The organism is Bradyrhizobium sp. ma5 (genome assembly GCF_042258955.1).
In the GTDB taxonomy this organism is placed as follows: Bacteria; Pseudomonadota; Alphaproteobacteria; order Rhizobiales; family Xanthobacteraceae; genus Bradyrhizobium.
In genome coordinates this window covers 5,105,275-5,131,460 of the sequence record NZ_CP170156.1, presented here as the reverse complement: position 1 = coordinate 5,131,460, position 26,186 = coordinate 5,105,275, and the positions used below count along the sequence as shown (strand labels likewise).

The window sequence follows — 26,186 nt, the reverse complement described above, 5'->3', positions numbered from 1 at the left end:
ACCCCCGAAATGACAGATGCCGGCCGCGATCGAAACGCGGCCGGGGAGCTGCCGGAGGACGCTCAGCCTTGGCCGAGCAGTTCCTTGATCCGTCGCTGCAACTGCCGCTTCTTGATCTCGCTGCGGCGGACCCGCTCGTCGAGATCGCTGACCGGGGTGTCCGAGGTCATGATCCGAAACGCAAGGCCGACCTTGTTGGCCTGGCGCCAGATCATCCGCGCCAGGAATGAGCGGCCCTTGCGCGCGACGTTGAGATTCATCTCTTCGGGCAGTCGCGTGGCGTCGCCAAATTCGACGCAGGCGCCGCCTTCACTGATGTTGCGGACGACGCAATCCATCGTCGAGCCTCGCTCATTGATCTCCGCAACCGCACCGTAAAACACCTTGTCACGTGGGCTCTGGCGCCGGTCCTGCATGGGAAATCCTCCTAAATTAACGGCAGGACTGTACCGGTCCGGGCACGCGAAAAGAAGGGTACGAACGGAACCCGTTGGAGTTAGTGTAAATTGTTTGCATCTGTGAAGGTCCGGATTCCCGGCTATTTTGCGCCGCAAACCACCCGAGAAATCAGTTCGGCACCCGGCTGTGCCGCCAATCGCGCGGGGAAAGGCCGTAATGGTCGCGGAACACGCGGCCGAAATGCGAGAGATCGTTAAAGCCCCAGGCGAACGCAATCTCGCCGATGTGGCGATGCGCGTGCGCCGGTGAGGCGAGGTCGCGCTTGCAGCGCTCCAGCCGCTGCGCCAGCACGAAGCGCTGGAATGAAGTGTCCTCATCGGCCAGCAGGCTGTTGACGTAGCGCGGCGAGATGCCGAGCGCCGCGGCGGTCTCGGTGAGGCTGAGCTCGGGGTCCGGCAGATGCGCGAGCACATGCGCTTTCAGCCGGTAGAGCAGGGCGGAGCGGTGCGTCGACGCCGGCAGCGTCGCGCCGCCGAGCCGCTCGCTGATCGCCATCGCGAGCAAATCGGCGGCCTGATCGGCGAGCCGGATCGCATTATCAGGATCGAGCTTGTCGGCGATCTCGGAGAGCCCGCTGATGAACTGCCAGGCGAGCCGCTGCACGGGGCGATCCGATGTGAACGTGGTCGCCGTCAGGCCCTGGGTGCCGGCAAAGCGCCGGTGCAGCATCGCGCGCGGCACCTGGAAGATGGTCTGCGTGAAGTCGTCGTTGAAGCGCAGCTCATACGGGCGCGTGGTGTCGTAGAACGCAAACTCGCCCGGCTGGATCACGGTCTCGCGGCCGTCCTGCACGACGGCGCCCGCGCCACTTTGGCCGAGCGCGAACAGAACAAAATCCTCGCTGGTGCGCGCGATCCGCGACGGCGTGCGCAGCACGCGCTGCCGGCCCGACGAGACGACGGAGCATTTCACCGCGCCGAGTTGCGCGCTGGTGATGGCGCCGTGGAAGGCGGTGCCGAGATCGGACTTGCAGTCGAGTTGCACGAACACGTCGCAGACGATGTCGCGCCAGAGTGCCAGGCGCCGATGCGTGGGCGCGACTTCCGTGGTGAACAGGGCCGGCATGAATTCCTCCCTTCACGAGTGCAAACGCTGGCCACGCAAACAAAGCAAGCTTCGTACCGGGGACGGCTGGGGGAATCTCCTCCGCAGTCGAATTTTCCTTCCGTCCTGGTCGAACGGCGCTCCCGGTCCCGGGGCAGCATGATGTCAGAGGCCGCTAGGCCCGATCAAGTACGAACCAGGCCGCATCGCCGGCCACGAGGAGGACATCATGGGCATCGAACATCCGAAATATCGCGTTGCGGTGGTGCAGGCCGCCCCTGCCTGGCTCGACCTCGACGCCTCGATCGCCAAGAGCATTGCCTTGATCGAGGACGCCGCCGCCAAGGGGGCCAAACTGATCGCGTTCCCCGAGGCCTTCATCCCCGGCTATCCCTGGTACATCTGGCTGGATTCGCCGGCCTGGGCGATCGGGCGCGGCTTCGTGCAGCGCTATTTCGACAACTCGCTGAGCTATGACAGCCCGCAGGCCGAGAAGCTGCGGCTCGCGGTGAAGAAGGCCGGCATGACGGCGGTGCTCGGCCTGTCCGAGCGCGACGGCGGCAGCCTCTATCTGGCGCAATGGCTGATCGGGCCCGACGGCGAGACCATCGCCAAGCGGCGCAAGCTGCGGCCGACACACGCCGAGCGCACCGTCTACGGCGAGGGCGACGGCAGCGACCTTGCGGTGCATGATCGCCCCGGCATCGGCCGCCTCGGCGCGCTGTGCTGCTGGGAACATCTGCAGCCGCTATCGAAATACGCGATGTACGCCCAGAACGAGCAGGTGCATGTCGCGGCCTGGCCGAGCTTCTCGCTGTACGATCCGTTCGCGCCGGCGCTCGGCTGGGAGGTCAACAACGCGGCCTCGCGGGTCTATGCGGTTGAAGGCTCATGCTTCGTGCTGGCGCCCTGTGCGACGGTCTCGCAGGCGATGATCGACGAGATGTGCGACCGCGACGACAAACACGCGCTGCTGCATGTAGGCGGCGGCCACGCGGCGATCTACGGGCCGGACGGCAGCTCGATCGCCGAGAAGCTGCCGCCCGACCAGGAGGGTCTGCTGCTCGCCGATATCGATCTCGGCGCGATCGGGGTCGCCAAGAACGCCGCCGACCCGGCCGGGCATTATTCGCGGCCCGACGTCACGCGCCTGCTGCTGAACAAGAAGCCATCGAAGCGGGTCGAGCATTTCGCGCTGCCGCTCGACATCGAAGAGATCGACGCGGCCGCGAGCTGAACGCCTGACATCAAACCGGAGGCGACTGCCATGGAATCCGCGATTCCCTCTCATCTGCAAACAGCGCGCTCCCGTCATCGTCGTGTGCCCGACGATTATGCGCCGCCTTATCCCTCGTTCGTCGCGCGCCACAAGCCCGCGGTCGCAAGCGTCATCATGGCCTATTTCGGCGTGCAACATCGTGGCGAGCCGACCGCCGCGATGGCCGAGGCACTGGCACTGATCGCAACGCGCTTTGCTGGTGAGAACGGCCCGACGCATTGGGACCGCGCGCAATATGTCGACCAGGCGGGCTTCTCCAACGTCGTCTCGGTCGCCTATTGGGACGATGCCGGGCGTTTCGATAGCTGGTTCGAGGCCGCGCGCGAGGCCTGGACTGGCAGCGGCGCCAGCGATGGCGTCGGCCGCTTCATCGAGGTGCTACGGCCGAATGTCGAGCGTTACGAGACATTGTTCTCGTCGCTCGGCCGCCCCGAGGGCGTCGCGGTCCTTGCCGACGGCATGAGCGGCGAGGTGCAGGAGCATGCTTACTGGGGCGGCATGCGCGACCGCATTCCGCTGTCGCAGACTGACGCGATGACGCCAGGCGGCGAACCGCGCGTGATCCGCGACGGCGCGCGCATCCGCGTGGTCGCGCATGACAATCTCTGCCTGATCCGCTCCGGCCAGGACTGGAGCGACACCGAGGCGTCGGAGCGCAAGATGTATCTCGACGATGTCGAGCCGGTCCTGCGCGAGGGCATGGACTTCCTGCGCGACGACGGCGTGCCGATCGGCTGCTACGCCAACCGCTACATGCGCGTCGTCGACGCGGATGGACGGCTGACGGAAAAGTCCTACGGCCAGAGCTGGTGGAAGAGCCTCGCGGCGCTGGAGCGCTGGGCGGAATCGCATCCGACCCATGTCAGGATCTTCGGCGCGGCGATGAAGTATCTCTCGACCTTGGGACCGGCCGCAAAGCTCAGGCTGTATCACGAGGTCACGGTCGCCGCCGCCGACGAGCAGTTCTTCGAGTATCTCGGCTGTCACGAGCGGACCGGCATGCTGGGCGCGGTGCAGATCGCGGCGGCACCAGCCGGCTGATGCGAGCTGCATTCAAAATATCGAAAACAACCCCATGCACAGTAGTCGGTGGCTGCCGGCGTTCGACACGGCAGCTTGACGCGTCGGGCAAATCAGCGGTAGACTTCTATTATTCAGAAGTGCAGGCGCACCTCAGCTCGCTCAGTGTCATCACCCGCGAAAGCGGGTGATCCAGTATTCCAGAGAAGTCTGTGCTTGAGCTGAGAGGCCGCGGCGTACTGGATCGCCCGGTCCACGTACGCAATTGCGCACAGGCCGGGCGATGACAGCGGTGGACGACGATATAGCCCTCAATGCGATCCGATCTAAGAGCCGGCTTCGCTCCTCTCGACCCCGAAAGCGGGAGGGTGTAGCGAGCGCGGCGTCAGGCCGTTCTAGCCAAACTTCTACGGCCGCAGCCGGCCGCCGCGTTCCGTGATGGCCTGCGCCAGTTCGACCGCCGGGCCGCGTCTGGTCCGGCGGGCGGTGCGGACCACGAACTCGACGCTGCCGAGCGGCGGCAGGCCTGACGCCGGCATTGCTTCTAGTCCATCCGGGATCAAGCCCTGCGCCTGTGGGGTGATGCCGAGACCGGCGAGTGCTGCGGCGCGGAGGCCGCTGAGGCTGCCGCTGGAGCAGACGATGCGCCAAGGCCGTCCGAAGCGTTCCATCGCCTCCAGCACCACGCTGCGGCTGACGCTCGGCGGCGCGTAGAGGATCAGGGGCAAAGGCTGGTCGGGATCGAGCCGCATGCCGGGCGCACTGGTCCACACCAGACGGTCCTGCCACACCAGTTGCCCCAGCGCGTCGCCGGGCCGGCGCTTGCCCAGCACGAGGTCGAGCTCGCCGGCGTCGAGCTGCTGGTACAGTACGGCGCTGAGCCCGATCGTCAATTCGAGATCGACCTGCGGGTGACGGCGGACGAAGTCGCGCAGCAGATCGGGCAGGCGCGAGCTGGCAAAATCCTCGGCGGCACCGAACCGGACCTTGCCGCGCACCTGCGACCCCGCGAAGTAATCGCGGGCGCGCGCGTTGGCCTCCAGGATCGGGCGCGCAAAGCCCGTCATCGCCTCACCGTCCGCGGTGAGCACGACCGAATGGGTGTCGCGCACGAACAGGCGGCGTCCCGCGGCGGCCTCGAGCTTGCGGATGTGCTGGCTGACCGTCGACTGCTTCAGGCCGAGGCGGCGGCCGGCCTCGGTGAAGTTCTGGGTCTGCACCACGGTCAGGAAGGTTTCGAGCTGGACCGGGTCGAGCATGGCAGCGTTCCATCATTACATAACGTAATGACAATAACATCGGTAAGCGCGGTTCACAATCGGCATGGGGAAGGCCATTTTCCGGTCAAGGAAAGGAAGCCACCATGACCATCAGTCGCCTGCGATCATTCGTGCCCGTCGACCCCTACATCGCCGCCATCGTCGGCATGGTCGGCCTCGCCACCCTGCTGCCGCTGCACGGGCAGGGCACCGTGATCGGCGGCTACGCCACTGATGCCGCGATCGCGCTGCTGTTCTTCCTCCACGGCGCCCGGCTGTCGACATCGGAGGCGCTGGTCGGTGCCCGGCACTGGCGGCTGCACCTCGTGATCTTCCTGTCAACCTTCGCGCTGTTCCCGCTGCTCGGCCTCACGGCGCATGCGCTGGCGCCGCACCTGCTGACGCCGGCGCTGTGGGCGGGCGTGATCCTGATCTGCATCCTGCCGTCGACGGTGCAGTCGTCGGTCGCCTTCACCTCGATCGCGCACGGCAATGTGTCGGCTGCACTGTGCTCGGCGACCGCCTCCAACCTGCTCGGCATCGTCGCGACGCCGCTGCTGGCGGGCTTCCTTCTGTCGAGCCATGGCGGGTTCTCCGGCAATGCCGCGCTCGACATCGTCGTGCAGCTGCTGCTGCCGTTCGTAGCGGGGCAGTTGTCGCGGCCGCTGATCGGACGCTGGGTCGAGCGGCACCATGCGATGCTCGGCCTGGTCGACCGCGGCTCGATCCTCCTGATTGTCTACACCGCGTTCAGCGACGGCGTCAGCCATGGCATCTGGCACCAGGTCAACGCGACGCAGATGGCCATCGTGCTCGGCCTCGATGCGCTGCTGCTGGCGATCGTGCTGCTGATCACCAATTTCGGCAGCCAGATGCTCGGCTTCTCGCGCGCCGACCGCATCGCCATCATGTTCTGCGGCTCGAAGAAGAGCCTCGCGAGCGGATTGCCGATGGCGAGCGTGCTGCTCGCCGGGCAGTCGGTCGGGTTGATCGTGCTGCCGCTGATGCTGTTTCACCAGATCCAGCTGATGACCTGCGCCGCGCTGGCGCGCCGTTATGCGGGCGGCGAGGAAGGGTCGTCACATGATGTCGCCCCGGCGCACGCGTAGGCATTTCTCCCTCGCTGTCGTCCCCCGGCTTGACCGGGGGACCCAGTACGCCGCGGCTTCTCCGTGATCGGCGTCTCTGGAATACTGGATCGCCCGGTCGAGCCGGGCGATGACACCGTTAGCTTGACAGGCGATGGTCTTCGACGCTCAACCTGAAGCTACGCCACACGCAGCCCCTTCGCGATTTCCTTCTGCGCGTCGAACTCGCGGCGCAGGCGGGCGAGCTCCTCGGCGCTCAGTGCGTCGGCGTTGCTGTAGTCGCGCTTCCATGACGCGTCTTCGCTCCAGCGCAGCGGCGACTGCACGGTGGTCTGCGGACCGGGCGCGGTTTCCAGCACGCGCAGCGCGAGCTCCAGCGTGAAGGCCTGCGAGGCCACGTCGTGCGGCTTGCCGGCGGAGTTGCCGAGCGGGAAATCCGAGAACAGGAAGCGCGGCACCGCGGCGTGCTCGACGATATCCTTGGCGCAGCCCATCACGACGGTCGGGATGCCGTTGGCTTCGAGATGCCGCGCCACCAGGCTGACGGTCTGGTGGCAGACCGGGCAGTTCGGCACCAGCACCGCGACGTCGACCTTGTCGTCGCGGCAACGCCTGAGGATTTCCGGCGCGTCGGTCTCGATAGTGACGCGGTGGCTACGGTTGGTCGGGGCCCCGAAGAAGCGCGGCGCGACTTGGCCGATTTTGCCGGCCGCGGCGAGGCGCTTCAGTTGCGTCAGCGGGAACCAAGTGCCGCTGTCGGTCGCCGTGGTGTGGATGCGGTCGTAGGCGATGTGCGAAATCCGCATATCGTGTGGCTGCGACGTGTCGCCGTCATAGACCGCATAGAATTTTGCCCCGCCATTGTATTTCGCGCCGGGGCCCTGGTCGCCTTTGGCGGGATCGAACGGCGCCGCGGTCGTGATGATGGCGACGCGGGACTGGCTCAGGGGCTTCTGCAGAGGTTGGAACGGGGCGGAGGTGTAGTGCGCCCAGCGGTAGGGGGTGGTGTAGCCGATCGCCGCATAATAATCGCGGGTCCGCTTCATGTAGCCGATCGGGGCGTCGTCGTCGGGGGCAAAGCCGGTTTGATCGTCTGAGGCTGCGGCCATTTTGCGCTCCCTTTTGCGCGCCATCATTTCAGTCCATAGCTAGACCACGAGCTTGCGGTGTCAAGCCGCGCCGCGCGGGAACAGATTTGCGATGCGAACAGGTCTTTGCGCCGCATGGGTCATGCTTGTGTTGCTGGTGCCGCCGGCCGGCGCCGGCGCGGAGGACGCGCCTGCCGCAGCCCCAGCGACGCCGCCGAGTGCCGAGCAGCCCGCAACGCCGCCCGCGGACAAGCCAGCCGCGCCCGCCGAGAACCCTGCAGCGCCGGCCGAGCAGCCCGCGCCGCCGCCGGGAGAGCAGGCCGCACCATCAGCCGAGAAACCTGCTGCTGCCGCGCCCGCGGCACCTGCCGAGAAGCCCGCGGCGGCGGCAACCGACAAGCCCGCGGACGATGCGCGCGAGAGCGACACCCGCGAGGCGATGTGCCTGATGATCGAATCGGCGGCACGGGCGAACGACCTGCCGCTTGAATTCTTCGCGCGCGTGATCTGGCAGGAGAGCCGTTTCCAGGCCGATGCGGTCGGTCCCATCACGCGGAACGGCCAGCGGGCGCAGGGCATCGCGCAGTTCATGCCGGGCACGGCAAGCGAGCGCGGGTTGCTCGATCCGCTCGATCCGGTGCAGGCGCTGCCGAAGTCGGCCGAATTTCTCAGCGAGCTGCGCAGCCAGTTCGGCAATCTCGGCCTCGCGGCGGCCGCCTACAATGCCGGCCCGCGCCGGATCCAGGACTGGCTCGCCGGCTCCGGCTACATGCCGCAGGAGACGCGCAATTACGTCTCCGCGATCACCGGCTCCAGCGTCGACGACTGGGCTGCCGCCGGCCGCAACGGCAAGATGCCAGCGCGTGCGCCGACCACGAGCTGCCGCGAGCTGATGGCGCTGCTGAAGCGCGCGCCCAATCCGTTCGTGGCCGGGCTCGAACAGCACATCACGCTGTCGGCGGCCAAGGTGTGGGGCGTGCAGCTCGCCGCAGGCTTCAGCCGCGACAATGCGCTCGCGATGTATGCCCGCGCCATCAAGCGGCTGTCGAGCGTGATCGGCGATCAGGATCCGAGCTTGCTCGGTTCGCGGCTGCGCACCCGCGGCAGCGCGATGTTCTACCAGGTGCGTATCGGCGCCGACACGCGCCCCGAGGCCGACGGCCTGTGCAGCCGCATCCGGAAGGCGGGCGGGGCGTGCTTCGTGCTGAAGAACCGGGCGTGAGGCACGGACTTCTCCACTTCATTGCGAGGAGCGAAGCGACGAAGCAATCCATCTGTCCGAGCAAGCGGAGCAATGGATTGCTTCGCTCCGCTCGCAATGACGAGTGGGGTTATCGCCACTGCATACCCGCCCTGTGCGGCCGCTTGCTTGACCCATCGAGCACCGCGCCCTAAGCCGCCGACATTGCAAACCATCCGGCTTCCCGTGGCGCTTCCTCCGCTCGATTCTCCGCAATGGCAGACCTCGTTCCGCGCCTTCCTGTGGGGCGCGCGGTCGATCGGCGCGACCGTGCTGACGCTGGTGCTGTTTGCGACCTATCTCGGCATCGGCGCGCTGGCGCATGATAGCGGCTTCTCGCTGGGCTGGACGCTGGCGAGCACGGCGTTCGTCTGGGCGGGCCCCGCGCAGATCATCGTGATCACGACGCTCGGCTCCGGCGCCACCGTGCTGCAATCGGCCATCGCCGTCACCGTCAGCGCGATCAGGCTATTTCCGATGGTGGTGTCGGTGTTGCCGATGATGCGCACCGAGGACACCAAGCGCCGGCATCTCATCCTGGTGGCGCACCTCACGGCGGTGACGCTGTGGGTCGAATGCTTCCGCTTCCTGCCGCAGGTGCCGCGCAACCGGCGGATTGCCTTCATCCACGGGCTTGGCCTGGGGCTGGTCTCGGTCTGCCTGATCGCGAACACGATCGGCTACACGCTCGCGGCCAACCTCACGCCGCTGCTCGCCGCCGGCATGCTGATGCTGACGCCGCTGGCCTTCCTGTTCTCCACCGCGCGCAACTGCCGCGAGCTCGCCGACGTCATCGCGCTGGTGCTTGGGCTCTTGCTGTTCCCGCTCGCGGCGATGCTGAACAGCGGCGTCGACATCCTGGTCAGCGGCGTCGTCGCGGGAACCATAGCCTACGGCGTGCACCGGGCCAGGGCAGGCATCGTGAGGGCGCGCGCATGAGCACCTTCATCGGCGACTGGCACGCGCTCGCGATCCTGTTCGTGGCGGGCGTCATCCCCAACCAGATCTGGCGCATGCTCGGCCTGTGGTTCGGCGGCGGCATCGACGAGAACTCCGAGCTGCTGGTCTGGGTGAGGGCGGTCGCCACCGCGATCCTCGCTGGTATCATTGCGCAGATCGTGGTGCAGCCGCCGGGCGCGCTCGCAAGCGTGCCGGATTGGCTGCGTTACGGCGCCGTCGCCGCTGGCTTCGTGGCGTTCATGCTGGCGAGGAAATCGATCTTCGCCGGCGTGATCGTGGGCGAAATCGTTATGCTGTCAGGCAAATACTGGCTCGGCTGATTGCGGCGACCGCATTATCCGTTACTCTCGTTCTCCAAGAAAACAATAACGGGAGAACGCCATGCAGCGGCGCGCATCATCGGCTTTCATTGTTGCTCTAGCCGTCATGCTGGCGACGGCGCTGTCTGCGCGTGCCGCAGACTATCCGTCACGTCCGATCAAGCTCGTGGTGCCCTACGCCGCGGGCGGCCCGACCGACGTGCTCGGCCGGATCGTCGGCGAATATCTCGGGCGCGATCTCAAGCAGGTGGTCGTGGTCGAGAATAAGGCCGGCGCGCAGGGCGCGATCGGCGCCGAGGCGGTGGCGCGCTCCGACCCCGACGGTTACACGCTGTTCGTGACGGCGGCCTCGATCTTCGTGCTCAATCCGCTGCTCTACAAGAAGCTGCCCTACGATCCGGCCCGGGATTTCCGCCTGCTGTCCGTGATTACGGATGCGCCGATGATCATGGAGGTGAATCCGTCGGTTCCTGCCAAGACGATCGCGGAGTTCGTCGCCTACGCCAAGACAAATCCCGGCAAGCTCAATTTCGGATCGGCCGGCACCGGTGGCACGGTTCACCTCGCCGGCGAGATGTTCAAGCAGATGGCCGGCGTCGAGATGACCCATGTGCCCTACAAGGGCGCTGGACCCGCGCTCCAGGATCTGCTGTCAGGCAACATCCAGCTGATGTTCGACACGCTCGGCACCGCGCTGCCGCCGGTCAAGTCAGGCATGCTGCGCGCGCTCGGCGTCAGCTCGACCGAGCGCATTGCGGACTTGCCCGATCTGCCGACGATTGCCGAGAGCGGCTATCCCGATTATGCGGTCAGCGTCTGGTATGGTATTGCGGCGCCGTCGAAGGTGCCTGACGAGATCGCGAGCAAGATCAAGGCGAGCCTCGACCGGGCCTTGAACGACGAGGCGTTTCGCGCTTCGCTGGTCAGGATCGGTTTCCCGCCGCTGCGCGTAAAGAGCCAGGCCGAGATCGACAGATTTTTGGACACCGATCGCGCGCGGTGGGCGGGCGTGGTCAAGGCGCTGAACATATCGTTGGACTGACACATGGTACGTGAAATGGAATTGCGCCAGGGCGAGGTCGCCGTGGACATGCCGACGGCACGCGACGCCGGGCTCGTCTTCATCGGTCGTATTCGCACGCCCTGGACTTCGCGGCTGGCGACGCCGCGGCAGGGGCGGCATGACGGCCCGGTGTGCCGGCTCGAGATCTTCGAGCCCTGGGTCGCTGCGATCAAGGGCGTCGATTTCTATTCGAACCTCGAAGTGCTGTACTGGCTGCACCAGTCGCGCCGCGACATCGTGCTGCAGAGCCCGAAGAACAACGGCAACACCCGCGGCACGTTCTCGCTGCGCTCGCCGGTGCGCCCGAATCCGATCGGCACCTCGATCGTCAAGCTGGTCGGTGTCGAGGGCAATGTCATCCTGGTGCGCGGCCTCGACTGCCTCGACGAGACGCCATTGATCGACGTCAAGCCCGACCGCTGCGAGTTCACCCCGCTCGCCCCGCCACAGGCGGGGGATTTCGAGACGGAGTGAGACCTCTCCACCGTCATTCCGGGGCGCGCGGAGCGCGAGCCCGGAATCCATCCTTCCGCGCGTTTCTTGGTGAAATGGATTCCGGGCTCGCGCCAAGAGGCGCGCCCCGGAATGACGAGGAGTGAAGCTCTCCGTCGTCGAGATCCCGGGTTCGTCGCTACGCGCCGCCCCGGGATGACGCCGATGGCGTCATTTCAACGCCGCGATCAGTTTCGCCGCATTCGCTTCCAGCACCTTGCCGTCTTCCTTGTGGCTGGCAGGCGGCAGCAGCGCGACGCCGTCCTTGCGCGGCATCACGTGCATGTGGAGATGGAATACGACCTGGCCGCCGGCGGGCTCGTTGAATTGCTGCACGGTGATGCCGTCGGCCTCGAACGCCTTCATTCCGGCGGCGGCGATCTTGTGGGCGGCGCGTGCGACATGGGCGTAGTCGTCGGGCGTGATGTCGAGGATATTGCGGGCAGGGGCCTTCGGGATGACAAGCGTATGCCCGGGCGAGCGCGGCATGATGTCGAGGAAGGCGAGCACGTGGTCGTTCTCGTAGACCTTGTAGGACGGAAATTCGCCGCGCAGGATTTTTGCGAAGGGGTTGTTGTTGTCATAGGCGGCGGGCATGGCGGCGGCTCCCTGGATTTTGTGGGTCTAATTTCTCGGTCGCGAGGCAAACGTCAAGCGTCGTCGTCGACGGTCTTGCGGAACGGACCGGCCTCGCTGAGTTCGCGGCCGACCTCGGCGACATAATCGCGCTCGCGCTTGAGGTAATCGGCGATCGCGCGGCGCAAGCCGGGATCGGCGATGAAATGCGCCGAATAGGTCGTCTGCGGCAGGTAGCCGCGCGCCAGCTTGTGCTCGCCCTGCGCGCCGGCCTCGACCACCTTGAGTCCGCGCTGAACCGCGAAATCGATCGCCTGATAGTAGCAGACCTCGAAATGCAGGAACGGGTGGTGCTCGATCGCGCCCCAGTTGCGGCCGAACAGCGTATCCGAGCCGATGAAGTTGATCGCGCCGGCGATCCAGCGGCCGTTGCGCTTGGCCATCACCAGCAGCACGTCCCGGCTCATGCTCTCGCCGATCAGCGAGAAGAATTCGCGGGTCAAATACGGCCGGCCCCATTTGCGCGAGCCGGTCTCCATGTAGAACTCGAAGAACGCGTCCCATGCGTCCTCGGTGATATCGGAGCCGGTCAGCCAGTGGATGGTGATCCCGGCGGTCACGGCCTCACGGCGTTCGCGCTTGATGCCCTTGCGGTGACGCGAGTTCAGCGAGCCCAGGAAATCGTCGAAAGTCTTGTAGCCCTCATTGTGCCAGTGGAACTGCTGGTCGGTCCGTTGCAGGAAGCCGTGTGCGCCGAGGAACTTTGCCTCGTCCTCGCGGGCAAAGGTGACGTGCACGGAGGAGGCCTCGGTGGCGTTGCAGAGCGCCCGCAGGCCCCGCGCCAGCGCCGAGCCGATCGCCTCGCGGTCGACGCCGTCACGGATCAGCAGCCGCGGCCCGGTCGCGGGCGTGAAGGGGACCGAGACCTGCAGCTTCGGATAATAGCTGCCGCCGGCGCGGTGATAGGCCTCGGCCCAGCCGCGGTCGAACACGTATTCGCCCTGCGAGTGCGATTTCAGATAGCACGGCACGACGCCGACGATCCGGCCATCGAGCTTTGCGATCAGATGCCGCGGTCCCCAGCCGGTCCGCGGGCAGGCCGAGTTCGAAGCTTCGGCCGCGGCGAAAAAGGCGTGGGAAACGAAGGGGTTATAGCTCGAACTTGCGGTCGTCTGGCAATCGCCTGCGGCAGCGGGCGAGGCCAGGGTGTCGAGGTTGTGGATGCTGTCCGCATCCGTCTTCGGATTGGCGCAGGCATCCCATTCGGCGGCTGGAATGCCGCCGATGTCAGCCACAGCCTCTAGGGTGATTTCAGACGACGCCATCGAGAGTGAAGACCGGTGCCTCTTTTGAGCATGATCTTTCCGGAACAGCTGGCTCCACTTCCGGATCATGCTCCGCATTCCGCCATCGCTGATGACGACCAACTCCCGACAAGATCGTGCGTCGCAGCGACGAGTTCAAGAGTCTCTGCGACATGTCAGGTTCCCGGCACAAACCCTTCGAAAATCATCTGGTCGGCGTAGCGCGTCGCGCGCTCGCGCTGTTCCGCCGTGCTTACGGTCCAGGCCAGCAGCGGGCAGCCGAACACGTTGCGGGCGATCCAGGGCGCCGGCGCCGGCAGCTGGTTGACCCAGAAGGCCACGAAATGCGGCTCGGTCTTGAAGCCGTGGCGCAGGTACAGCATGCCGTCGCGCTGGGCCGGCGTCAGCTTGGTCCAGGAACTGTCGTCATAGGTACGCTGGGCGGTGATGCCGCGCGGCAGGTTCGGCATGGCCTCGCGCAGCGCCAGCACCTGGTCGGGATCGAACGACATGCCGACGACGGGGCCGGAATAGGACGACAGCACCTCGGCCATCCGTCGAACCAGCTTGCGGTCGCCGTCGAAATGGCTCTTCACCTCGATCACCAGCGGGACGCGGCCGGCGACCAGCGCGCAGAGGTCGCCGAGCGTCATCATCTGCTCGGAGGTGTTCTTGAATTTCACCGCCTTCAGCTCGGCTGCCGTCTTGGTCGACAGCAGGCCCGAACCCTCGGTGAGGCGGCCAAGCGCATCGTCGTGATGCACCATCGCCTCGCCGTCGGCGGTGAGCTGGATATCGCACTCGATGGCGAAATTGCCTGCGACCGCGGCGGTAGCCGCGGCCGGCATGTTCTCGATGACGCCGCGTGCGGCATCGTGCAGGCCGCGATGGGCGACCGGCCGTTTGGTCAGCCAATCAGGAGCGCGCATCGCTCAGGCGACTTCGAACACGCCTTCGACCTCGACCGCGGCATCCGCGGGCAGCGAGGCGACGCCGACGGTGGTGCGGGCATGGCGGCCCTTGTCGCCGAACGCCGCGACCATCAGATCGGAAGCGCCGTTCAGCACCTTCGGTCCGTCGAAGAAGTCCGGCGCCGAGTTGATGAAGCCGCCGAGCCGCACCACGCGCACGACCTTGTCGAGATCGCCGAGCGCCGCCTTGACCTGGGCCAGGAGGTTGATCGCGCAGCCCTGCGCGGCGGCGACGCCCTGCTCGAGCGTGACGCCGGCCCCTAACTTGCCCTTGGCGATCAGCTTGCCTTCGGCGTTGAAGCAGACCTGGCCCGAGACGAACAACAGGTTGCCGCTGCGGACGAAGGGGACGTAATTTGCGACCGGGGAGGTCGGCTGGGGAAGTGTGATGCCCTGTGACGCCAGTTTCTGTTCGACGGTACCCGCCATTTTTGTTCCCCAATTGGATTTGCACGAAGCCTGAAACGCGGTCAGGGCCAAGTTTGTTTCGCGCATCGTGCCGCCGGTTGCAAGCGACGGTAAGGTGAGGGCGGCGCGGCCGTGACGTGTGGAATCGCACGGAAAACTGCCGGAAATGACGGCAAATTCGCTGCTTACATTGCCATTTTGTCAGACTTGCCCCAGTTGCGGCGCAATACCACCGTCACTATTGTGGCGAATCCCTGCCTCCTCGAGGAAAACCTATGACCTTGCCGTTTCGGAATTCGTCGCGTGCCCTGGTGCTCACGATCGCCGTTGCCGCAGGATCCGGTCTGGTTCAAGGGTCCGCTGCTGCGGCCGGTGGGCCGTTTCTGGCGCATCAGGCGCTGTACGATCTCAGCCTCGTGAAATCGCGCGGCTCCAATTCGGTCAGCGATGCGCGCGGGCGCATCCTGTACAATTTCTCCGGCAGCTCCTGCGAAGGCTACACCTCCGAATTCCGCCAGGTGTCCGAACTCGACAGCGGCGAGGGCAAGGTGACGCTGTCCGATCTGCGCTCCTCGTCCTGGGAAGACGCGTCGGGCAAGAGCTACCGCTTCAAGATCGACACGCGGATGAACGACAGTGACTCGTCGCCGGTCGACGGGATCGCCGAGCGCGTGGGCGATCATATCACCGTGAAGCTGACCCAGCCGGTGAAGAAGACCTTCAATCTCGACGGCAAGATCGTGTTCCCGACCGAGCAGATCCAGCACATCATCGCCGCCGCCCGCGACGGCAAATCGGTGCTCGAACAGACCGTCTATGACGGCTCCGACAATGGCGAGAAGGTCTACAACACGCTGACCGTGATCGGCCGGCCGATCGCAGGCGACCGCGCGCCGTCATCGCCCGATCCGTCGACCGCGAGCGACGCGATGAAGACCATGACGCGCTGGCCGGTGACGGTGAGCTATTACGACAGCGACGCGCGGGCCAAGGATGGCGAGCAGACGCCGGTCTATGCGATGTCGTTCGAGCTCTACGAGAACGGCGTCTCCCGCGCGCTGGTATTGGACTACAACGATTTCGTGATCTCGGGCGCGCTGGACAAGTTCGACGTCAGGGATTCCAAGCCCTGCAAGTGACGGCTGGCGATCGCCACCCACTCACTCGGTGTCGTCCCGGCGAAGGCCGGGACCCATAGCCACCGAAGGTCGTTATTGCGCAACGCTGGGGCCACAGCTTCCTTCAACAACTCAACCCTGTGGTTATGGGTCCCGGCCTTCGCCGGGACGACGGCGGAGACCGCACTGGCCGGAACCATCAGACACGAGTACGCTTCCCAAAACGCGCGTGTCAGGGAGGCACATCATGAGCAAATCAGACCATCTGCGCCCCAGCGGCCTGCATCACAATCCGGCTTACTCCCATGTCGTCGTCGCGACGGGCGCACGCACGATCTACATTTCCGGACAGGTTTCCACCGACGAGGAGGGACGGGTGGTCGGCGCCGGCGATCTCGCCGCGCAGACGACGCAGGTGATGCAGAACCTTGGCATGGCGTTGAAAGCCGCCGGGGCGAACTATTCCAACATCGTCAAGATCACGACCTTTGTGGTGGGATACAAACCGGAGCTTCGCCCGATCATCGGCAAGGCGCGCTCGGCGTTCTTCGAGGGCATGGAGCCGCCGGCCTCGACGCTCGTCGGCGTCACCGCGCTCGCGGCGCCGGAATGGCTGATCGAGATCGAGGCGGTGGCCGTCGCGGATTGATGCAGGTCGTCATGCGCGGGCTTGACCCGCGCATCCATCGCTCTTCGAAGAATCTTTCTGGATGGATGGCCGGGTCAAGCCCGGCCATGACGATCGATTACTCCTCCGCGCTCTTCCCCGGCCCCTCATAGGCAATACCCCTGATCACGGCGGCGTTGCCGAACTTCTTGCGCAGATTGTCGATCGCGCGTTCGGCGTGGGCCGAGCGGCGGTCGAGCATGTCGGAATCGTTGGCCTGCGCGCCCGGGCGCAGCGCGCTGACGCCGGCGCCCATCAGGCGGAACGCGGTGCCGTCGATCTCCCTGGCCAGCATCTCGCGCGTTACCGCAAAGATCTTTGCGGCTAATTGGGTCGGCGTCTGGATCGATTGCGAACGGGTGCGCTGGCGGAAATCAGCGGTCTTCAGCTTCAGCGTGATGGTGCAGCCCGAGAGGTCGCCGCTCTTCAGCCGCGCCGAGGTCTTCTCCGACAGCTTCCAGAGCAGTTTTTCCAGAACTGCAAAATCGCGGATGTCGGTCTCGAAGGTGGTCTCGCTCGAGATCGTCTTGGCGCCGCGATCGGGCACCACGCTGCGGTCGTCGATGCCGCGCGCCAGCCGCCACAGCCTGCGGCCTTCGCTGGCGAACTGCTTCATCAGTTCGTTCTCGTCAGCGCGCTGCAGGTCCGCGATGACGCGGAAGCCGCGCTGCACCAGCTTCTCCTGCGTCGCAGGGCCAACGCCGTAGATGAAGCCGACCGGCTTGCTGGCCAGCATCTCGCGCGCCTCGTCCTGGTCGAGCGTGGCGAAGCCCCTGGGCTTGTCCAAGTCGGAGGCGATCTTGGCGAGGAATTTGTTGCAGGACAGCCCGACCGACACCGTGATGCCGATGTCGCGCTCGACGTCGCGGGCAAACCTGGCGAGCACCTTGCCCGGGATCATGCCGTGGACGCGCTGCGTGCCGGCGAGGTCGAGGAAGGCCTCGTCGATCGACAGCGGCTCGACCAGCGGCGTCAGCGCCTGCATCGCCTGGCGCACCTCGCGCCCGACCCGGACATATTTCGCCATGTCGGGCGGGATCACGGTCGCGTCGGGGCAGAGTTCCAGCGCCTTGAACATCGGCATCGCCGAGCGGACACCGTAGGTGCGGGCGATGTAGCAGGCAGCCGACACCACGCCGCGCTTGCCGCCGCCGATGATGACGGGGCGGTCGGCGATCTCAGGATTGTCGCGCTTCTCGACGGTGGCATAGAACGCGTCGCAGTCGATATGCGCCAGCGCCAGCGCGGGCAGGGTGCGGTGGCGCACCAACCGCGGCGAACCGCAATGGCTGCATCGCTTCACCTTGATGTCGAGATCGCCGAGGCAGTCTCGGCAGAAACTGAGGGGGCCGTCGGAAGCTGGCGCCGCCGTCGTCACGGCACGTCGCGCTCCCATTTCGGGTCGCCCAGCACCTGGTGGGCGGCAGCGATATTGGTCGGGTGCAGTTCGGAGGCGGCGGCGAACGCCTTCATGGTGGCATCGTCGCGCATCACGAAATCGAGCACGCTCGCAAGAAATTGAGGATTGGAGGCCGCGTTCCGCAGCGTCTCCGGACCGATTCCGGTTTCGGCCAGGAACAAGCCCAGCCGCTCGGGATCGCCGGCAATGAAGCCGAGCGCCTGAATCGCAACGATTTCAGCGACTTCCCGGGGGTTGTGAACAGGCTTTTTCAACGCGCCGGTTTGCCTTTCCGTTAACTTATGGTCTCTAATGAGGGGCCCATCATGCCCGAGTCTTCCGCATGTGTTCAAGCAACGGAAACCACGCTGCGGAAGTTGGACGTCGGGTTAACGGGTTAGAGCGATTCTGGCGCTAGTTTGAATTCACATTTTCGACGCGCTCCGCGCGCGGTGCTTGAGGTGCCGCAGCCGAGCCTGTTTCCTAAGTCTGGGAGGGACGGGATGGCCAAAACCGTCCTGATCGTGGAGGACAACGAGCTCAATATGAAGCTCTTTCGCGATCTGTTGGAAGCGCATGGCTATCAGACTTCGGGCACCAGCAATGGCTTCGAAGCGCTTGATCTCGTCCGCAAGCTGCGCCCCGATCTCATCCTGATGGATATTCAACTGCCCCAGGTCTCCGGCCTGGAGGTCACGCGCTGGATCAAGGACGATCCCGATCTGCGCACGATTCCGGTGGTCGCGGTCACCGCCTTCGCCATGAAGGGCGACGAAGAACGCATCCGCGAGGGCGGCTGCGAAGCCTATTTGTCCAAGCCGATCTCGGTCGGCAAATTTATTGAGACTGTCCGACGCTTTATCGGATAGGGGAGTTGTGGTGCCATGTCCGCGCGTATCCTCGTCGTCGATGATGTTCCGGCGAACGTCAAGCTGTTGGAAGCCCGGCTGTCAGCCGAATATTTCGATGTGCTGACCGCTTCCAACGGGACCGAGGCGCTGGACATCTGCGCGCGCGCCGAATGCGACATCATCCTGCTCGACGTCATGATGCCTGATATGGACGGCTTCGAGGTCTGCCGCCGCTTGAAGTCGAATCCGGCGACCCACTTCATCCCCGTCGTCATCGTCACCGCGCTCGACAGTCCTGCGGATCGCGTGCGCGGCCTCGAAGCCGGCGCCGATGACTTCCTGACCAAGCCGGTGTCCGACGTCGTGCTGATCGCGCGCGTGCGCTCGCTGACGCGGCTGAAGATGATGACCGATGAGCTGCGCATGCGCGCCATCACCTCGCTCGAGATCGGCATGCAGGCGCCCGAGCGCAGCGCGATCGCCGACCGTGGCACCGGCGGCCGTATCCTGCTGGTCGACGACCGGCCGTCGTCCTACGAGAAGCTGGCGCCGATCCTGTCCGCCGAACACACCGTCGACGTCGAGACCAATCCGGCGGAAGCCTTGTTCCACGCCGCCGAGGGCAATTACGATCTCCTGATCGTGTCGCTCAGCCTCGACAATTTCGATGGCCTGCGGCTGTGCAGCCAAGCCCGCTCGCTGGAGCGTACGCGCCAGGTGCCGATCCTCGCGGTCTCGGATGCCGACAACAACGCGCGGCTGATGCGCGGGCTCGAGATCGGCGTCAACGACTATCTGCTGCGTCCGGTCGACAAGAACGAACTGCTGGCGCGGGCGCGCACCCAGATCCGCCGCCGCCGCTACACCGATCATCTGCGCGACAACGTGCAGAACTCGATCGAGATGGCGATCACGGATGCGCTGACCGGCCTCAATAACCGGCGCTACATGGAGAGTCATCTCGCGACCCTTGCGGAGCAGGCCTCGATCCGCGGCAAGCCGCTGGCGCTGATGATCCTCGACATCGACTACTTCAAGGCGATCAACGACACCTACGGCCACGACGCCGGCGACGACGTGCTGCGCGAATTCGCCGTTCGCATCCGCAAGTCGATCCGCGGCATCGATCTCGCCTGCCGCTATGGCGGCGAGGAGTTCGTGATCGTGATGCCGGAGACGGACCTGCATGTCGCCGGCATGGTCGCCGAGCGGCTGCGCCGCTCGATCGCGGGCGAGCCGTTTGCCGTTGAGAAGGGCGGCAAGCGGATCACGGTCACGATCTCGATCGGGCTCACCACGCTGGAGCGCAAGGGCGAGCAGGTCACCGACGTGCTCAAGCGCGCCGACACCGCGCTCTATCGTGCCAAGCACGACGGTCGCAACCGCGTGGTTTCAGCGGCGGCGTAATTAGAACTTTCCCGGATTTCGCTTCACTCCATCCGCGCTATGATGCCGATATCTGCGCGCCGATCGCCGCGGCCGCCTGCTGCAGACGCGGCAGATAGCGGTCGGCGAATACGGCCTCACTCATCGCCGTCGATCGCCACACGATATTGACGCAGCCAAGCAGGCGCCCAGTACTGAGGATCGGCACCGCAATGCCGATGTCGCCCTGTCCTGCCGGCGCGGAGACACCGGTTGCGGCCCGGCAGCCATAGCCCTTTTGTCGCGTGTGTTCGAGGACGGCCTCGATGTTCCGGCGGAGTCCGGCGCCAGCGCGTGTGCTCCGGTCCGCTACGTGACAGGCGTCGGCGATCGCCTGCCGCCTTTCTGCGTCGCCGCAATACGCAAGCCAGGCACGGCCGAGGCCGGACCCCAGCAACGAGACGCGCAGCCCGATGGGCACCCGGGCGATCGGCAGCGGGGTGAGGGCGCGATTGCTCTCGATGATCTCCATTGTGCCGTCGCGATAGACGCCGACGTCCGACGGCCATATGACGTCGCGGCACAGGTCGTGCAGCACCGCCGTGCTGCAATCGAGCAACTGCTCCTTTGCCTCGGAAGCTGCCGACAAACGTCCCCGCGACGTGCGTCGCCAACAGCCATCGGCCAGCCGCTGGCTGACATAGCCGTGGCGTTCAAGCGTCGACAGCAGGCGCAGCAGGGTCGGCTTCGGGAGCCTCGTGATCCGATGCAAGTCGCGCAGCGCCATCGCGTCACGCGTCTCGAGTGTGTCCAGAACACCGAGGCCGCGTGACAAGGCCCTGACCGCATCTTGCTCCATCTCTCAGCTCTTCCGTCGCCGGTGGGGATGTCTCTACATCCTCACGTTCCACTCTCCGGAACGCCGGTTCAAGAGCAATTGATGGGCGCCACAGGGCCTCCTACGCTCGCTGCCATGCAATGTGGGAGGTCTCGATGCCCAAAATGACCCGCCGGAAATTGATCAACTCGGCAGCCGCAACGTCCGTCACGCTGGCTCTCGGGCAGCAGGGGGCATTCGCACGGACGCCGCCGAAGCAGCCGAACATCATCTTCATCCTCGCCGACGATCTCGGATATGCGGATCTATCGTGCTACGGCCTGTCCGAGATGCACACGCCGAATATCGACCGGATCGCCGCCGGCGGTCTGCGTTTCCTTCAGGCCTATGCCAATTCGGCGGTCTGTTCGGCGACGCGCACCGCGCTGATCACCGGCCGCTATCAATATCGGCTCCGCCTCGGATTGGAAGAGCCGCTCGCCGGCGCCGGCAAAACCGTCGGTCTGCCGCCGGAGATGCCAACCATCCCCTCGCTGCTGAAGAAGCTCGGCTACGGCACGACGCTGGTCGGCAAATGGCACATGGGCGAGCTGCCGAAATTCGGTCCGTTGCAGAGCGGCTACGATCACTTCTACGGCTTTCGCGGCGGCGCGCTGGACTATTACGCACACCAGGGGCCGGATCATCACGACGACCTGTGGGACGACGACATGCCGATCCACAAGGTCGGCTATTCGACGGAGCTGTTCGGCGATCGCGCGATCAGCGTCATCGAGGGGTATGCCAAGGCCAGGCAGCCGTTCTTCCTCAGTCTGCATTTCAACGCGCCGCACTGGCCGTGGGAGGCGCCGGGCGATGAGGCGGAGTCGCAGCGTCTCGCGGCGAAGTCCCTGTTCGACTTCGACGGCGGCTCGCTCGCGACCTATCGACGGATGGTTCAGGCGATGGATGCCCAGATCGGCCGCATCCTGCGCACCCTCGAGACGAAGGGCATCGTCGACGACACCATCGTGGTCTTCACCAGCGACAACGGCGGTGAACGCTTCTCGAACACCTGGCCCTTTACCGGCCACAAGACCGAGCTGCTGGAAGGGGGGCTGCGCATCCCGGCCGTGATCCGCTGGCCCGGCAGGATATCCGCAGGCCGGACGCATGAGCAGGTCATGGCCAGCATGGACTGGCTGCCAACGCTGCTGGCCGCCGCTGGCGGGGCGCCGGATCCAGCGTATCCGCCGGACGGCATGAACCTGCTGCCCGTACTCACCGCCAATCCGGCGCCGGTACCGCGCAAGCTGTTCTGGCGTTACAAGGCGAATGCGCAGCGTGCGGCGCGTGACGGCGATTGGAAAATCCTCAAGATGCTCGACAAGACCTTCCTGTTCAATGTCGTGGCCGATCCGCTGGAGCGCGCCAATCTCAGGGATCGGCACCGTGACATCTACGACCGCATGGTCGCGGCATGGACCGAGTGGAACAAGGACATGCTGCCGGAAGTGCGTGAGAGCTTTACGGACAGTTTCGACAGCGGCCAGCTCGCCGATCATTTCGGCTCGCAGAAGGCCAGCGGTGAGCCTGATCTCGAAAAGACGTTTCCGCAGCAGGGCCAACGGTGAGGGCTGGGTCGCCCGTTCTCGCGAGGGTGACCCAGCACTGGAGGAGCTGTCCTACCGCCCGCGCTTTACCGCGTCATAGGCCAGCCGCTTGAACTCGAACGAGAACGGATGGACGAACGCCATCTGGCGCTGCGCCATCATGACGCCGGCCATCCCGGTCTTCGGCGAAATCCACCACTGCGTGCCCGCGACGCCGCCCCAGTAGAATTCGCCGGCCGCGTCGGGATGATCGATCGGCGAGGGGGTGAGGATCAGGCCACCGGCAAGTCCGTGCGCCTTGCCGGGTTGCTCGCCCATCATCGCGAAGCGGATCCACTGTCCTTCGGGCAGCTGGTTGGACATCATCATTGCGATCGTGTCCGGCTTCAGCAGCGTCGGTCCGCCGGGCAGCAGGCTGCGGATCAACGCGACCATGTCGGGCATCGTCGAGACGAGGCCGCCACCGCCATTGAGCCTGGCGACCGGGCGCAGATAGGCGCCGGGGAACGGCGCATTGTCGGTGCGGGTGAGGCCCGGCTTCATCGGCTCCATCAGATCTGCGCCGGCGTAATACGCGACAAGGCGTCCCTGGTCCTGTTGTGGAACGACGAAGCCGGTATCGACCATGCCGAGCGGATCGAGGATGCGCGCCTTGATGAACTTGTCGAAGGTCTGGCCGCTGACGACTTCCACCAGGCGTGCCACCACGTCGATCGCGAGCGAATATTCCCACGACGTGCCGGGCTGATAGATCAGCGGCAAATCGGCCAGCACGTCGACCATTTCAGCCAGGGTCGTGTTGGGATTGTGCACGCCGCGCTCGTTGAGCGCCTTGAAAATGACGGTGCCGGGATCGAAGAAACCGTAACTCAAGCCGGCGCTGTGGCTGAGCAATTGGCGGATGGTGATCGAACTCTTCGCGGGCTCGGTTTGATCGATCGACGTCGCGCCTTTCAGCAGGACCTTGCGGTTGCGGAGCTGCGGGATGAATTTCTCGATCGGATCGTCGAGCTGGAAGCGGCCATCCTCGAACAGCAATAGCGCCGCGCAGGAGGTGATCAGCTTGGTGTTGGAGAACACCCGGAAGATGTGGTCGGTGCGCAGCGGGCTCTGCGCTTCCTTGTCGGCCCATCCAACGCAGCCCGTGTCGGCGATGTCGCGCCCGACCAGAACCGACCAGGAGATTCCGGACAGCAGATCGTTGTCGATATAGCGCTGCATGGCGGCGCGCGCCGGCGCGAAATCGTAGCCGGTGGCCGTCACCTTCAGATCTTCCATGGTTGTTCCCCAGTTGTGCCGCAGGTTGTCGCGCGGTCGTCAATCTCGCCGGACGGAATATCCAATCGGGTATGTCGTCGCGTGCCGTCACGCTACCAACCAAACCGGACTTGTGTACGCAACCGGATTTATCCAGTGCGCTTGTTGTCCGCAGGCGCGGCGCCGTCCACCTTGACCCCCGCATTCGCCAGCAGCACGCGGGCGGCTTCCTTGGCCGCGCGCGCCATCGCCGGATCGTCGCGCACCAGGTCCTGCGCGATCGAGCCGTCGACCAGCAGCGTCAGCTGGGTCGCAAGTGCCTCGGCCTCCGCGACGCCAAGCTGCCGCAGCAGATCGCGAAACCAGATCCGGCGGCTTTCCTTGAAGGCGATGGCGATGTTGCGCACGGTACGGTCCTCGTCGTCCGGCCCGAGCTCGGCGACCGCGTTCACGAACGGACAGCCGCGAAAATCCTTCGCCGAGAACCGCCGCTCCAGCGAATCGAAGGTTGCGAGAATCTGCTCGGCCGGCGGCTTGTCGGAGGGGCGCGGCTGCACGAAGCGGCGCTGCAGATAGGCCTCGATCAGCGCGTCCTTGGACGGGAAGTGATTGTAGAGGGTGCGCTTGCTGATGCCGATCTCGGCCGCGATGGTGTCGACCCCGATGGCGCGAATGCCCTGCAGGTAGAACAGCTTGTCGGCGGTCTCGAGGATCCGCTCTTTCATGGTCTGTTTGGGAGGCGGGGAAGCCATGCGCCGGCGGTGATCCTCTTCGCTTGACAGTTGGCCCCCTGTATAGCCTAAGTACACAGGTCTGTGTAACCAAAACATGCGTGAATCGCAGGCCGTGGCACTCGTGCTGCGCCGTCATGGGAGAATAAGAACAATGCCCCTGTTGCAGGTCCTGCGTCCCACGCTTCCCATTCTGATCGGCGCCTCCATCATGCTCACGCTGAGCATGGGGCTGCGGCAGAGCCTCGGCATCTTCATGCAGCCGCTGACGCACGACATCGGCATTTCGGTGTCGCATTTTACGTTGGCGCTGGCCGTGCAGAACCTGGCCTGGGGCTTCCTGCAGCCGTTCGCGGGCGCGATGACGGTGCGCTACGGCTTCCGCCCGATCATGGTGGTCGGTGCGCTGGCCTACATCGCGGGCCTCGTGCTGATGACGACGGCGCATGGCCTCGTCGCCATCATGATCGGCGCCGGTGTGCTGATCGGCCTTTCGCTCGCCTGCACCGCGAATGCGATCGCGATGTCGGTCGCGGCGCGCGCGGTGTCGGAGACGGTGCGCTCGACCGTGCTCGGGATGGTCTCGGCCGCGGGCTCGCTCGGTGCACTGCTGTCGGCGCCGATCGGCCAGATGCTCAATGAAGGGTTCGGCTGGCGCGTCGGGCTTGCCGGATTCGTCATCCTGTCGATCGGGATGATTCCAGCCGCGTTGTACGCCGGTCGCGTCGACAAGATTCCGCTGCCGAAGCCCGCGGCCGATGATATCGGCAACGCCACGGCGGCGACCGCGGCCAAGACCGCGTTCGGCAACGCGTCGTTCGTGGTGATGACCTGCGCTTACATGGTCTGCGGCATGCAGCTCGTCTTCCTCACCACGCATCTGCCGTCGTATCTGGCGATCTGCGGGCTCGATCCGATGCTGAGCGCGCAGACGCTCGGCATGATCGGCGGCTTCAACGTGCTGGGCTCGCTGTTCTTCGGCTGGGCCGGCCAGCGCTGGAACAAGCTCGCGCTGCTTGGTGGCATCTACATCCTGCGCTCGCTGGCGCTCGCCTGGTACTTCATGCTGCCGGCAACGCCGGGCTCGACCTTGCTGTTCGGCGCCATCATGGGCTTCCTCTGGATGGGCGTCGGTCCGCTGGTCGCGGGCGCGGTGGCCGAGATGTTCGGTCTGCGCTGGCAGGCGATGATCCAGGGCCTTGCCTTCATGAGCCACCAGGTCGGCAGCTTCCTCGGCGCCTACGGCGGAGGGGTGATCTACGACTCGCTCGGCTCCTACACCATGGCTTGGCGCATCGGTGTCGCGCTCGGTCTTGCCGGCGGCATCATCCAGGTCGCCTTCGCGCTGATCCGGCCAGCGCAGCCGCCACTGCTCAAGACCGCCTAGCTTCCGATTCCGGCCACCGGCGACTGCCCCATGCGAGGGCAGTCGCCGGTTGCTGCCTATTTTTCCATCGATCGTTTGCTCCGAGAACGTGCAATGGAGCGCGAAGCCGTTCCGGCCGAACATCGAAGTAGCAGTGCTTTCAAAACGTTACGCGGCACGCTTCCGTGGCACGAATCTTGTTTCAATTTGGCTAGAAATCGTGCCGGAACCCGTCGCTGAGGTTCCGGCCTGGGGACCCATGGGAAGGGCTGGCCGCGATGAGGCTAGTCGCCGTCATTCTCCAGCCATCCGCGCACCACGGCCTTCGCCGCGCCGCCGAGCAGGGGGCGCTTGTGCCTCGCGTCCGGTCTGATGCCGCGACGACTTCGCGGCTTCGCGCCGTCGGCATCCTCGACGCCCGGAGCGCGCTG

The 26,186-nt window shown here is 65.5% G+C and carries 27 protein-coding genes; 14 read left to right on the top strand and 13 right to left on the bottom strand.

What is annotated here, in order from left to right; translation table 11 throughout:
- Positions 1-62 precede the first annotated feature (62 nt).
- Both ACE103_RS23905 and ACE103_RS23900 read right to left on the bottom strand, forming a co-directional pair.
- Positions 63-416: a PilZ domain-containing protein gene (locus tag ACE103_RS23905; protein ID WP_223967495.1), complete on the bottom strand. Its 354-nt coding sequence runs from the start codon at positions 414-416 to the stop codon at positions 63-65.
- Between the two features lie 151 nt (positions 417-567).
- Complete coding sequence (locus tag ACE103_RS23900; RefSeq protein WP_375775119.1) at positions 568-1,524, bottom strand: helix-turn-helix domain-containing protein; 957 nt, start codon at positions 1,522-1,524, stop codon at positions 568-570.
- A gap of 208 nt (positions 1,525-1,732) precedes the next feature.
- On the opposite strand from ACE103_RS23900, the gene ACE103_RS23895 reads away from it, so the two are divergent.
- On the top strand, positions 1,733-2,740 hold the full coding sequence (locus tag ACE103_RS23895) for a carbon-nitrogen hydrolase family protein (protein ID WP_375775118.1): 1,008 nt from the start codon (positions 1,733-1,735) through the stop codon (positions 2,738-2,740).
- A 30-nt stretch (positions 2,741-2,770) separates the two neighbouring features.
- On the top strand, positions 2,771-3,823 hold the full coding sequence (locus ACE103_RS23890) for a phenylacetaldoxime dehydratase family protein (RefSeq protein ID WP_375775117.1): 1,053 nt from the start codon (positions 2,771-2,773) through the stop codon (positions 3,821-3,823).
- A gap of 386 nt (positions 3,824-4,209) precedes the next feature.
- Here ACE103_RS23890 and ACE103_RS23885 read toward each other — a convergent pair whose 3' ends face one another.
- The gene (locus ACE103_RS23885; RefSeq protein WP_375775116.1) at positions 4,210-5,061 is read right to left on the bottom strand and encodes a LysR family transcriptional regulator; all 852 of its coding nucleotides are present in this window, start codon (positions 5,059-5,061) and stop codon (positions 4,210-4,212) included.
- A 104-nt stretch (positions 5,062-5,165) separates the two neighbouring features.
- Here ACE103_RS23885 and ACE103_RS23880 point away from each other — a divergent pair, with 104 nt between their 5' ends.
- Positions 5,166-6,170 carry a bile acid:sodium symporter family protein gene (locus ACE103_RS23880; RefSeq protein WP_375775115.1) on the top strand — a complete coding sequence of 335 codons (1,005 nt, stop codon included), beginning with the start codon at positions 5,166-5,168 and terminating at the stop codon, positions 6,168-6,170.
- A 158-nt stretch (positions 6,171-6,328) separates the two neighbouring features.
- On the opposite strand, the gene ACE103_RS23875 is transcribed toward ACE103_RS23880, so the two are convergent.
- Positions 6,329-7,258: a glycine reductase gene (locus tag ACE103_RS23875; RefSeq protein WP_375775114.1), complete on the bottom strand. Its 930-nt coding sequence runs from the start codon at positions 7,256-7,258 to the stop codon at positions 6,329-6,331.
- A gap of 121 nt (positions 7,259-7,379) precedes the next feature.
- Between ACE103_RS23875 and ACE103_RS23870 the strand changes: the two genes are divergently transcribed.
- The 5 genes from ACE103_RS23870 (at position 7,380) to tsaA (ending at position 11,294) form a co-directional block, all read left to right on the top strand.
- Positions 7,380-8,459 (top strand): lytic transglycosylase domain-containing protein, encoded by a 1,080-nt coding sequence (locus tag ACE103_RS23870; protein ID WP_375775113.1) that lies wholly within the window; start codon positions 7,380-7,382, stop codon positions 8,457-8,459.
- Between the two features lie 204 nt (positions 8,460-8,663).
- Entirely contained in the window at positions 8,664-9,416 is a 753-nt protein-coding gene (locus ACE103_RS23865; protein ID WP_223967503.1) for an AzlC family ABC transporter permease, read from the top strand.
- Complete coding sequence (locus ACE103_RS23860) at positions 9,413-9,757, top strand: AzlD domain-containing protein (protein WP_212318624.1); 345 nt, start codon at positions 9,413-9,415, stop codon at positions 9,755-9,757. Before ACE103_RS23865 ends, ACE103_RS23860 begins: the two co-directional genes overlap by 4 nt.
- A 61-nt stretch (positions 9,758-9,818) precedes the next feature.
- On the top strand, positions 9,819-10,799 hold the full coding sequence (locus ACE103_RS23855; protein ID WP_375775112.1) for a Bug family tripartite tricarboxylate transporter substrate binding protein: 981 nt from the start codon (positions 9,819-9,821) through the stop codon (positions 10,797-10,799).
- 3 nt (positions 10,800-10,802) lie between these two features.
- Positions 10,803-11,294, top strand: coding sequence for a tRNA (N6-threonylcarbamoyladenosine(37)-N6)-methyltransferase TrmO (gene tsaA / locus ACE103_RS23850; RefSeq protein ID WP_074128941.1), 492 nt, complete (start codon positions 10,803-10,805; stop codon positions 11,292-11,294).
- 189 nt (positions 11,295-11,483) lie between these two features.
- On the opposite strand, the gene ACE103_RS23845 is transcribed toward tsaA, so the two are convergent.
- The 4 genes from ACE103_RS23845 to ACE103_RS23830 all read right to left on the bottom strand — a co-directional run bounded on the left by ACE103_RS23845 (position 11,484) and on the right by ACE103_RS23830 (position 14,592).
- On the bottom strand, positions 11,484-11,909 hold the full coding sequence (locus ACE103_RS23845) for an HIT family protein (protein WP_375775111.1): 426 nt from the start codon (positions 11,907-11,909) through the stop codon (positions 11,484-11,486).
- 53 nt (positions 11,910-11,962) lie between these two features.
- Positions 11,963-13,213: a GNAT family N-acetyltransferase gene (locus tag ACE103_RS23840; protein WP_223967506.1), complete on the bottom strand. Its 1,251-nt coding sequence runs from the start codon at positions 13,211-13,213 to the stop codon at positions 11,963-11,965.
- Positions 13,214-13,368: 155 nt separating this feature from the next.
- Positions 13,369-14,121 (bottom strand): glycerophosphodiester phosphodiesterase, encoded by a 753-nt coding sequence (locus tag ACE103_RS23835; RefSeq protein WP_375775110.1) that lies wholly within the window; start codon positions 14,119-14,121, stop codon positions 13,369-13,371.
- 3 nt (positions 14,122-14,124) lie between these two features.
- Positions 14,125-14,592 carry a RidA family protein gene (locus ACE103_RS23830; RefSeq protein ID WP_050404836.1) on the bottom strand — a complete coding sequence of 156 codons (468 nt, stop codon included), beginning with the start codon at positions 14,590-14,592 and terminating at the stop codon, positions 14,125-14,127.
- A gap of 254 nt (positions 14,593-14,846) precedes the next feature.
- On the opposite strand from ACE103_RS23830, the gene ACE103_RS23825 reads away from it, so the two are divergent.
- Together ACE103_RS23825 and ACE103_RS23820 are read left to right on the top strand one after the other, a co-directional pair.
- A complete protein-coding gene (locus ACE103_RS23825) occupies positions 14,847-15,710 on the top strand; it encodes a cell envelope integrity EipB family protein (protein WP_375775109.1) in 864 nt (287 codons plus the stop codon).
- 226 nt (positions 15,711-15,936) lie between these two features.
- Entirely contained in the window at positions 15,937-16,338 is a 402-nt protein-coding gene (locus tag ACE103_RS23820) for a RidA family protein (protein ID WP_375775108.1), read from the top strand.
- Positions 16,339-16,435: 97 nt separating this feature from the next.
- Here ACE103_RS23820 and ACE103_RS23815 read toward each other — a convergent pair whose 3' ends face one another.
- Together ACE103_RS23815 and ACE103_RS23810 are read right to left on the bottom strand one after the other, a co-directional pair.
- Positions 16,436-17,752, bottom strand: coding sequence for a DNA polymerase IV (locus ACE103_RS23815; RefSeq protein WP_375775107.1), 1,317 nt, complete (start codon positions 17,750-17,752; stop codon positions 16,436-16,438).
- Positions 17,731-18,030: a DUF3572 domain-containing protein gene (locus ACE103_RS23810; RefSeq protein ID WP_375781170.1), complete on the bottom strand. Its 300-nt coding sequence runs from the start codon at positions 18,028-18,030 to the stop codon at positions 17,731-17,733. The genes ACE103_RS23815 and ACE103_RS23810 overlap by 22 nt, the downstream gene beginning before the upstream one ends.
- A gap of 228 nt (positions 18,031-18,258) precedes the next feature.
- Between ACE103_RS23810 and ACE103_RS23805 the strand changes: the two genes are divergently transcribed.
- Together ACE103_RS23805 and ACE103_RS23800 are read left to right on the top strand one after the other, a co-directional pair.
- Entirely contained in the window at positions 18,259-18,624 is a 366-nt protein-coding gene (locus ACE103_RS23805; protein ID WP_016845968.1) for a response regulator, read from the top strand.
- Between the two features lie 15 nt (positions 18,625-18,639).
- Positions 18,640-20,013, top strand: a complete 1,374-nt coding sequence (locus ACE103_RS23800; RefSeq protein ID WP_212318641.1) for a PleD family two-component system response regulator — start codon at positions 18,640-18,642, stop codon at positions 20,011-20,013.
- A gap of 37 nt (positions 20,014-20,050) precedes the next feature.
- On the opposite strand, the gene ACE103_RS23795 is transcribed toward ACE103_RS23800, so the two are convergent.
- On the bottom strand, positions 20,051-20,830 hold the full coding sequence (locus ACE103_RS23795) for a helix-turn-helix domain-containing protein (protein ID WP_375775106.1): 780 nt from the start codon (positions 20,828-20,830) through the stop codon (positions 20,051-20,053).
- A 134-nt stretch (positions 20,831-20,964) separates the two neighbouring features.
- Here ACE103_RS23795 and ACE103_RS23790 point away from each other — a divergent pair, with 134 nt between their 5' ends.
- Entirely contained in the window at positions 20,965-22,422 is a 1,458-nt protein-coding gene (locus tag ACE103_RS23790; RefSeq protein ID WP_375775105.1) for a sulfatase, read from the top strand.
- Positions 22,423-22,473: 51 nt separating this feature from the next.
- Here the strand turns inward: ACE103_RS23790 and ACE103_RS23785 are convergent, their stop codons facing one another.
- Both ACE103_RS23785 and ACE103_RS23780 read right to left on the bottom strand, forming a co-directional pair.
- Positions 22,474-23,679: a serine hydrolase domain-containing protein gene (locus ACE103_RS23785; RefSeq protein WP_375775104.1), complete on the bottom strand. Its 1,206-nt coding sequence runs from the start codon at positions 23,677-23,679 to the stop codon at positions 22,474-22,476.
- A 128-nt stretch (positions 23,680-23,807) separates the two neighbouring features.
- Positions 23,808-24,410 (bottom strand): TetR/AcrR family transcriptional regulator, encoded by a 603-nt coding sequence (locus tag ACE103_RS23780; protein WP_375775103.1) that lies wholly within the window; start codon positions 24,408-24,410, stop codon positions 23,808-23,810.
- A 133-nt stretch (positions 24,411-24,543) separates the two neighbouring features.
- Between ACE103_RS23780 and ACE103_RS23775 the strand changes: the two genes are divergently transcribed.
- On the top strand, positions 24,544-25,776 hold the full coding sequence (locus ACE103_RS23775; protein ID WP_223967514.1) for an MFS transporter: 1,233 nt from the start codon (positions 24,544-24,546) through the stop codon (positions 25,774-25,776).
- Positions 25,777-26,186 lie beyond the last annotated feature (410 nt).

Coding starts and splice junctions, on each gene's coding strand:
- ACE103_RS23825 (WP_375775109.1), top strand. CDS start 14,847: ATGACCTTGCCGTTTCGGAATTCGTCGCGTGCCCTGGTGCTCACGATC.
- ACE103_RS23880 (WP_375775115.1), top strand. CDS start 5,166: ATGACCATCAGTCGCCTGCGATCATTCGTGCCCGTCGACCCCTACATC.
- ACE103_RS23815 (WP_375775107.1), bottom strand. CDS start 17,752: ATGGGAGCGCGACGTGCCGTGACGACGGCGGCGCCAGCTTCCGACGGC.
- ACE103_RS23795 (WP_375775106.1), bottom strand. CDS start 20,830: ATGGAGCAAGATGCGGTCAGGGCCTTGTCACGCGGCCTCGGTGTTCTG.
- ACE103_RS23845 (WP_375775111.1), bottom strand. CDS start 11,909: ATGCCCGCCGCCTATGACAACAACAACCCCTTCGCAAAAATCCTGCGC.
- ACE103_RS23780 (WP_375775103.1), bottom strand. CDS start 24,410: ATGGCTTCCCCGCCTCCCAAACAGACCATGAAAGAGCGGATCCTCGAG.
- ACE103_RS23900 (WP_375775119.1), bottom strand. CDS start 1,524: ATGCCGGCCCTGTTCACCACGGAAGTCGCGCCCACGCATCGGCGCCTG.
- ACE103_RS23890 (WP_375775117.1), top strand. CDS start 2,771: ATGGAATCCGCGATTCCCTCTCATCTGCAAACAGCGCGCTCCCGTCAT.
- ACE103_RS23860 (WP_212318624.1), top strand. CDS start 9,413: ATGAGCACCTTCATCGGCGACTGGCACGCGCTCGCGATCCTGTTCGTG.
- ACE103_RS23870 (WP_375775113.1), top strand. CDS start 7,380: ATGCTTGTGTTGCTGGTGCCGCCGGCCGGCGCCGGCGCGGAGGACGCG.
- ACE103_RS23875 (WP_375775114.1), bottom strand. CDS start 7,258: ATGGCCGCAGCCTCAGACGATCAAACCGGCTTTGCCCCCGACGACGAC.
- ACE103_RS23805 (WP_016845968.1), top strand. CDS start 18,259: ATGGCCAAAACCGTCCTGATCGTGGAGGACAACGAGCTCAATATGAAG.
- ACE103_RS23855 (WP_375775112.1), top strand. CDS start 9,819: ATGCAGCGGCGCGCATCATCGGCTTTCATTGTTGCTCTAGCCGTCATG.
- ACE103_RS23840 (WP_223967506.1), bottom strand. CDS start 13,213: ATGGCGTCGTCTGAAATCACCCTAGAGGCTGTGGCTGACATCGGCGGC.
- ACE103_RS23905 (WP_223967495.1), bottom strand. CDS start 416: ATGCAGGACCGGCGCCAGAGCCCACGTGACAAGGTGTTTTACGGTGCG.
- ACE103_RS23785 (WP_375775104.1), bottom strand. CDS start 23,679: ATGGAAGATCTGAAGGTGACGGCCACCGGCTACGATTTCGCGCCGGCG.
- ACE103_RS23775 (WP_223967514.1), top strand. CDS start 24,544: ATGCCCCTGTTGCAGGTCCTGCGTCCCACGCTTCCCATTCTGATCGGC.
- ACE103_RS23830 (WP_050404836.1), bottom strand. CDS start 14,592: ATGGCGGGTACCGTCGAACAGAAACTGGCGTCACAGGGCATCACACTT.
- ACE103_RS23820 (WP_375775108.1), top strand. CDS start 15,937: ATGAGCAAATCAGACCATCTGCGCCCCAGCGGCCTGCATCACAATCCG.
- ACE103_RS23895 (WP_375775118.1), top strand. CDS start 1,733: ATGGGCATCGAACATCCGAAATATCGCGTTGCGGTGGTGCAGGCCGCC.
- ACE103_RS23790 (WP_375775105.1), top strand. CDS start 20,965: ATGCCCAAAATGACCCGCCGGAAATTGATCAACTCGGCAGCCGCAACG.
- tsaA (WP_074128941.1), top strand. CDS start 10,803: ATGGTACGTGAAATGGAATTGCGCCAGGGCGAGGTCGCCGTGGACATG.
- ACE103_RS23835 (WP_375775110.1), bottom strand. CDS start 14,121: ATGCGCGCTCCTGATTGGCTGACCAAACGGCCGGTCGCCCATCGCGGC.
- ACE103_RS23885 (WP_375775116.1), bottom strand. CDS start 5,061: ATGCTCGACCCGGTCCAGCTCGAAACCTTCCTGACCGTGGTGCAGACC.
- ACE103_RS23800 (WP_212318641.1), top strand. CDS start 18,640: ATGTCCGCGCGTATCCTCGTCGTCGATGATGTTCCGGCGAACGTCAAG.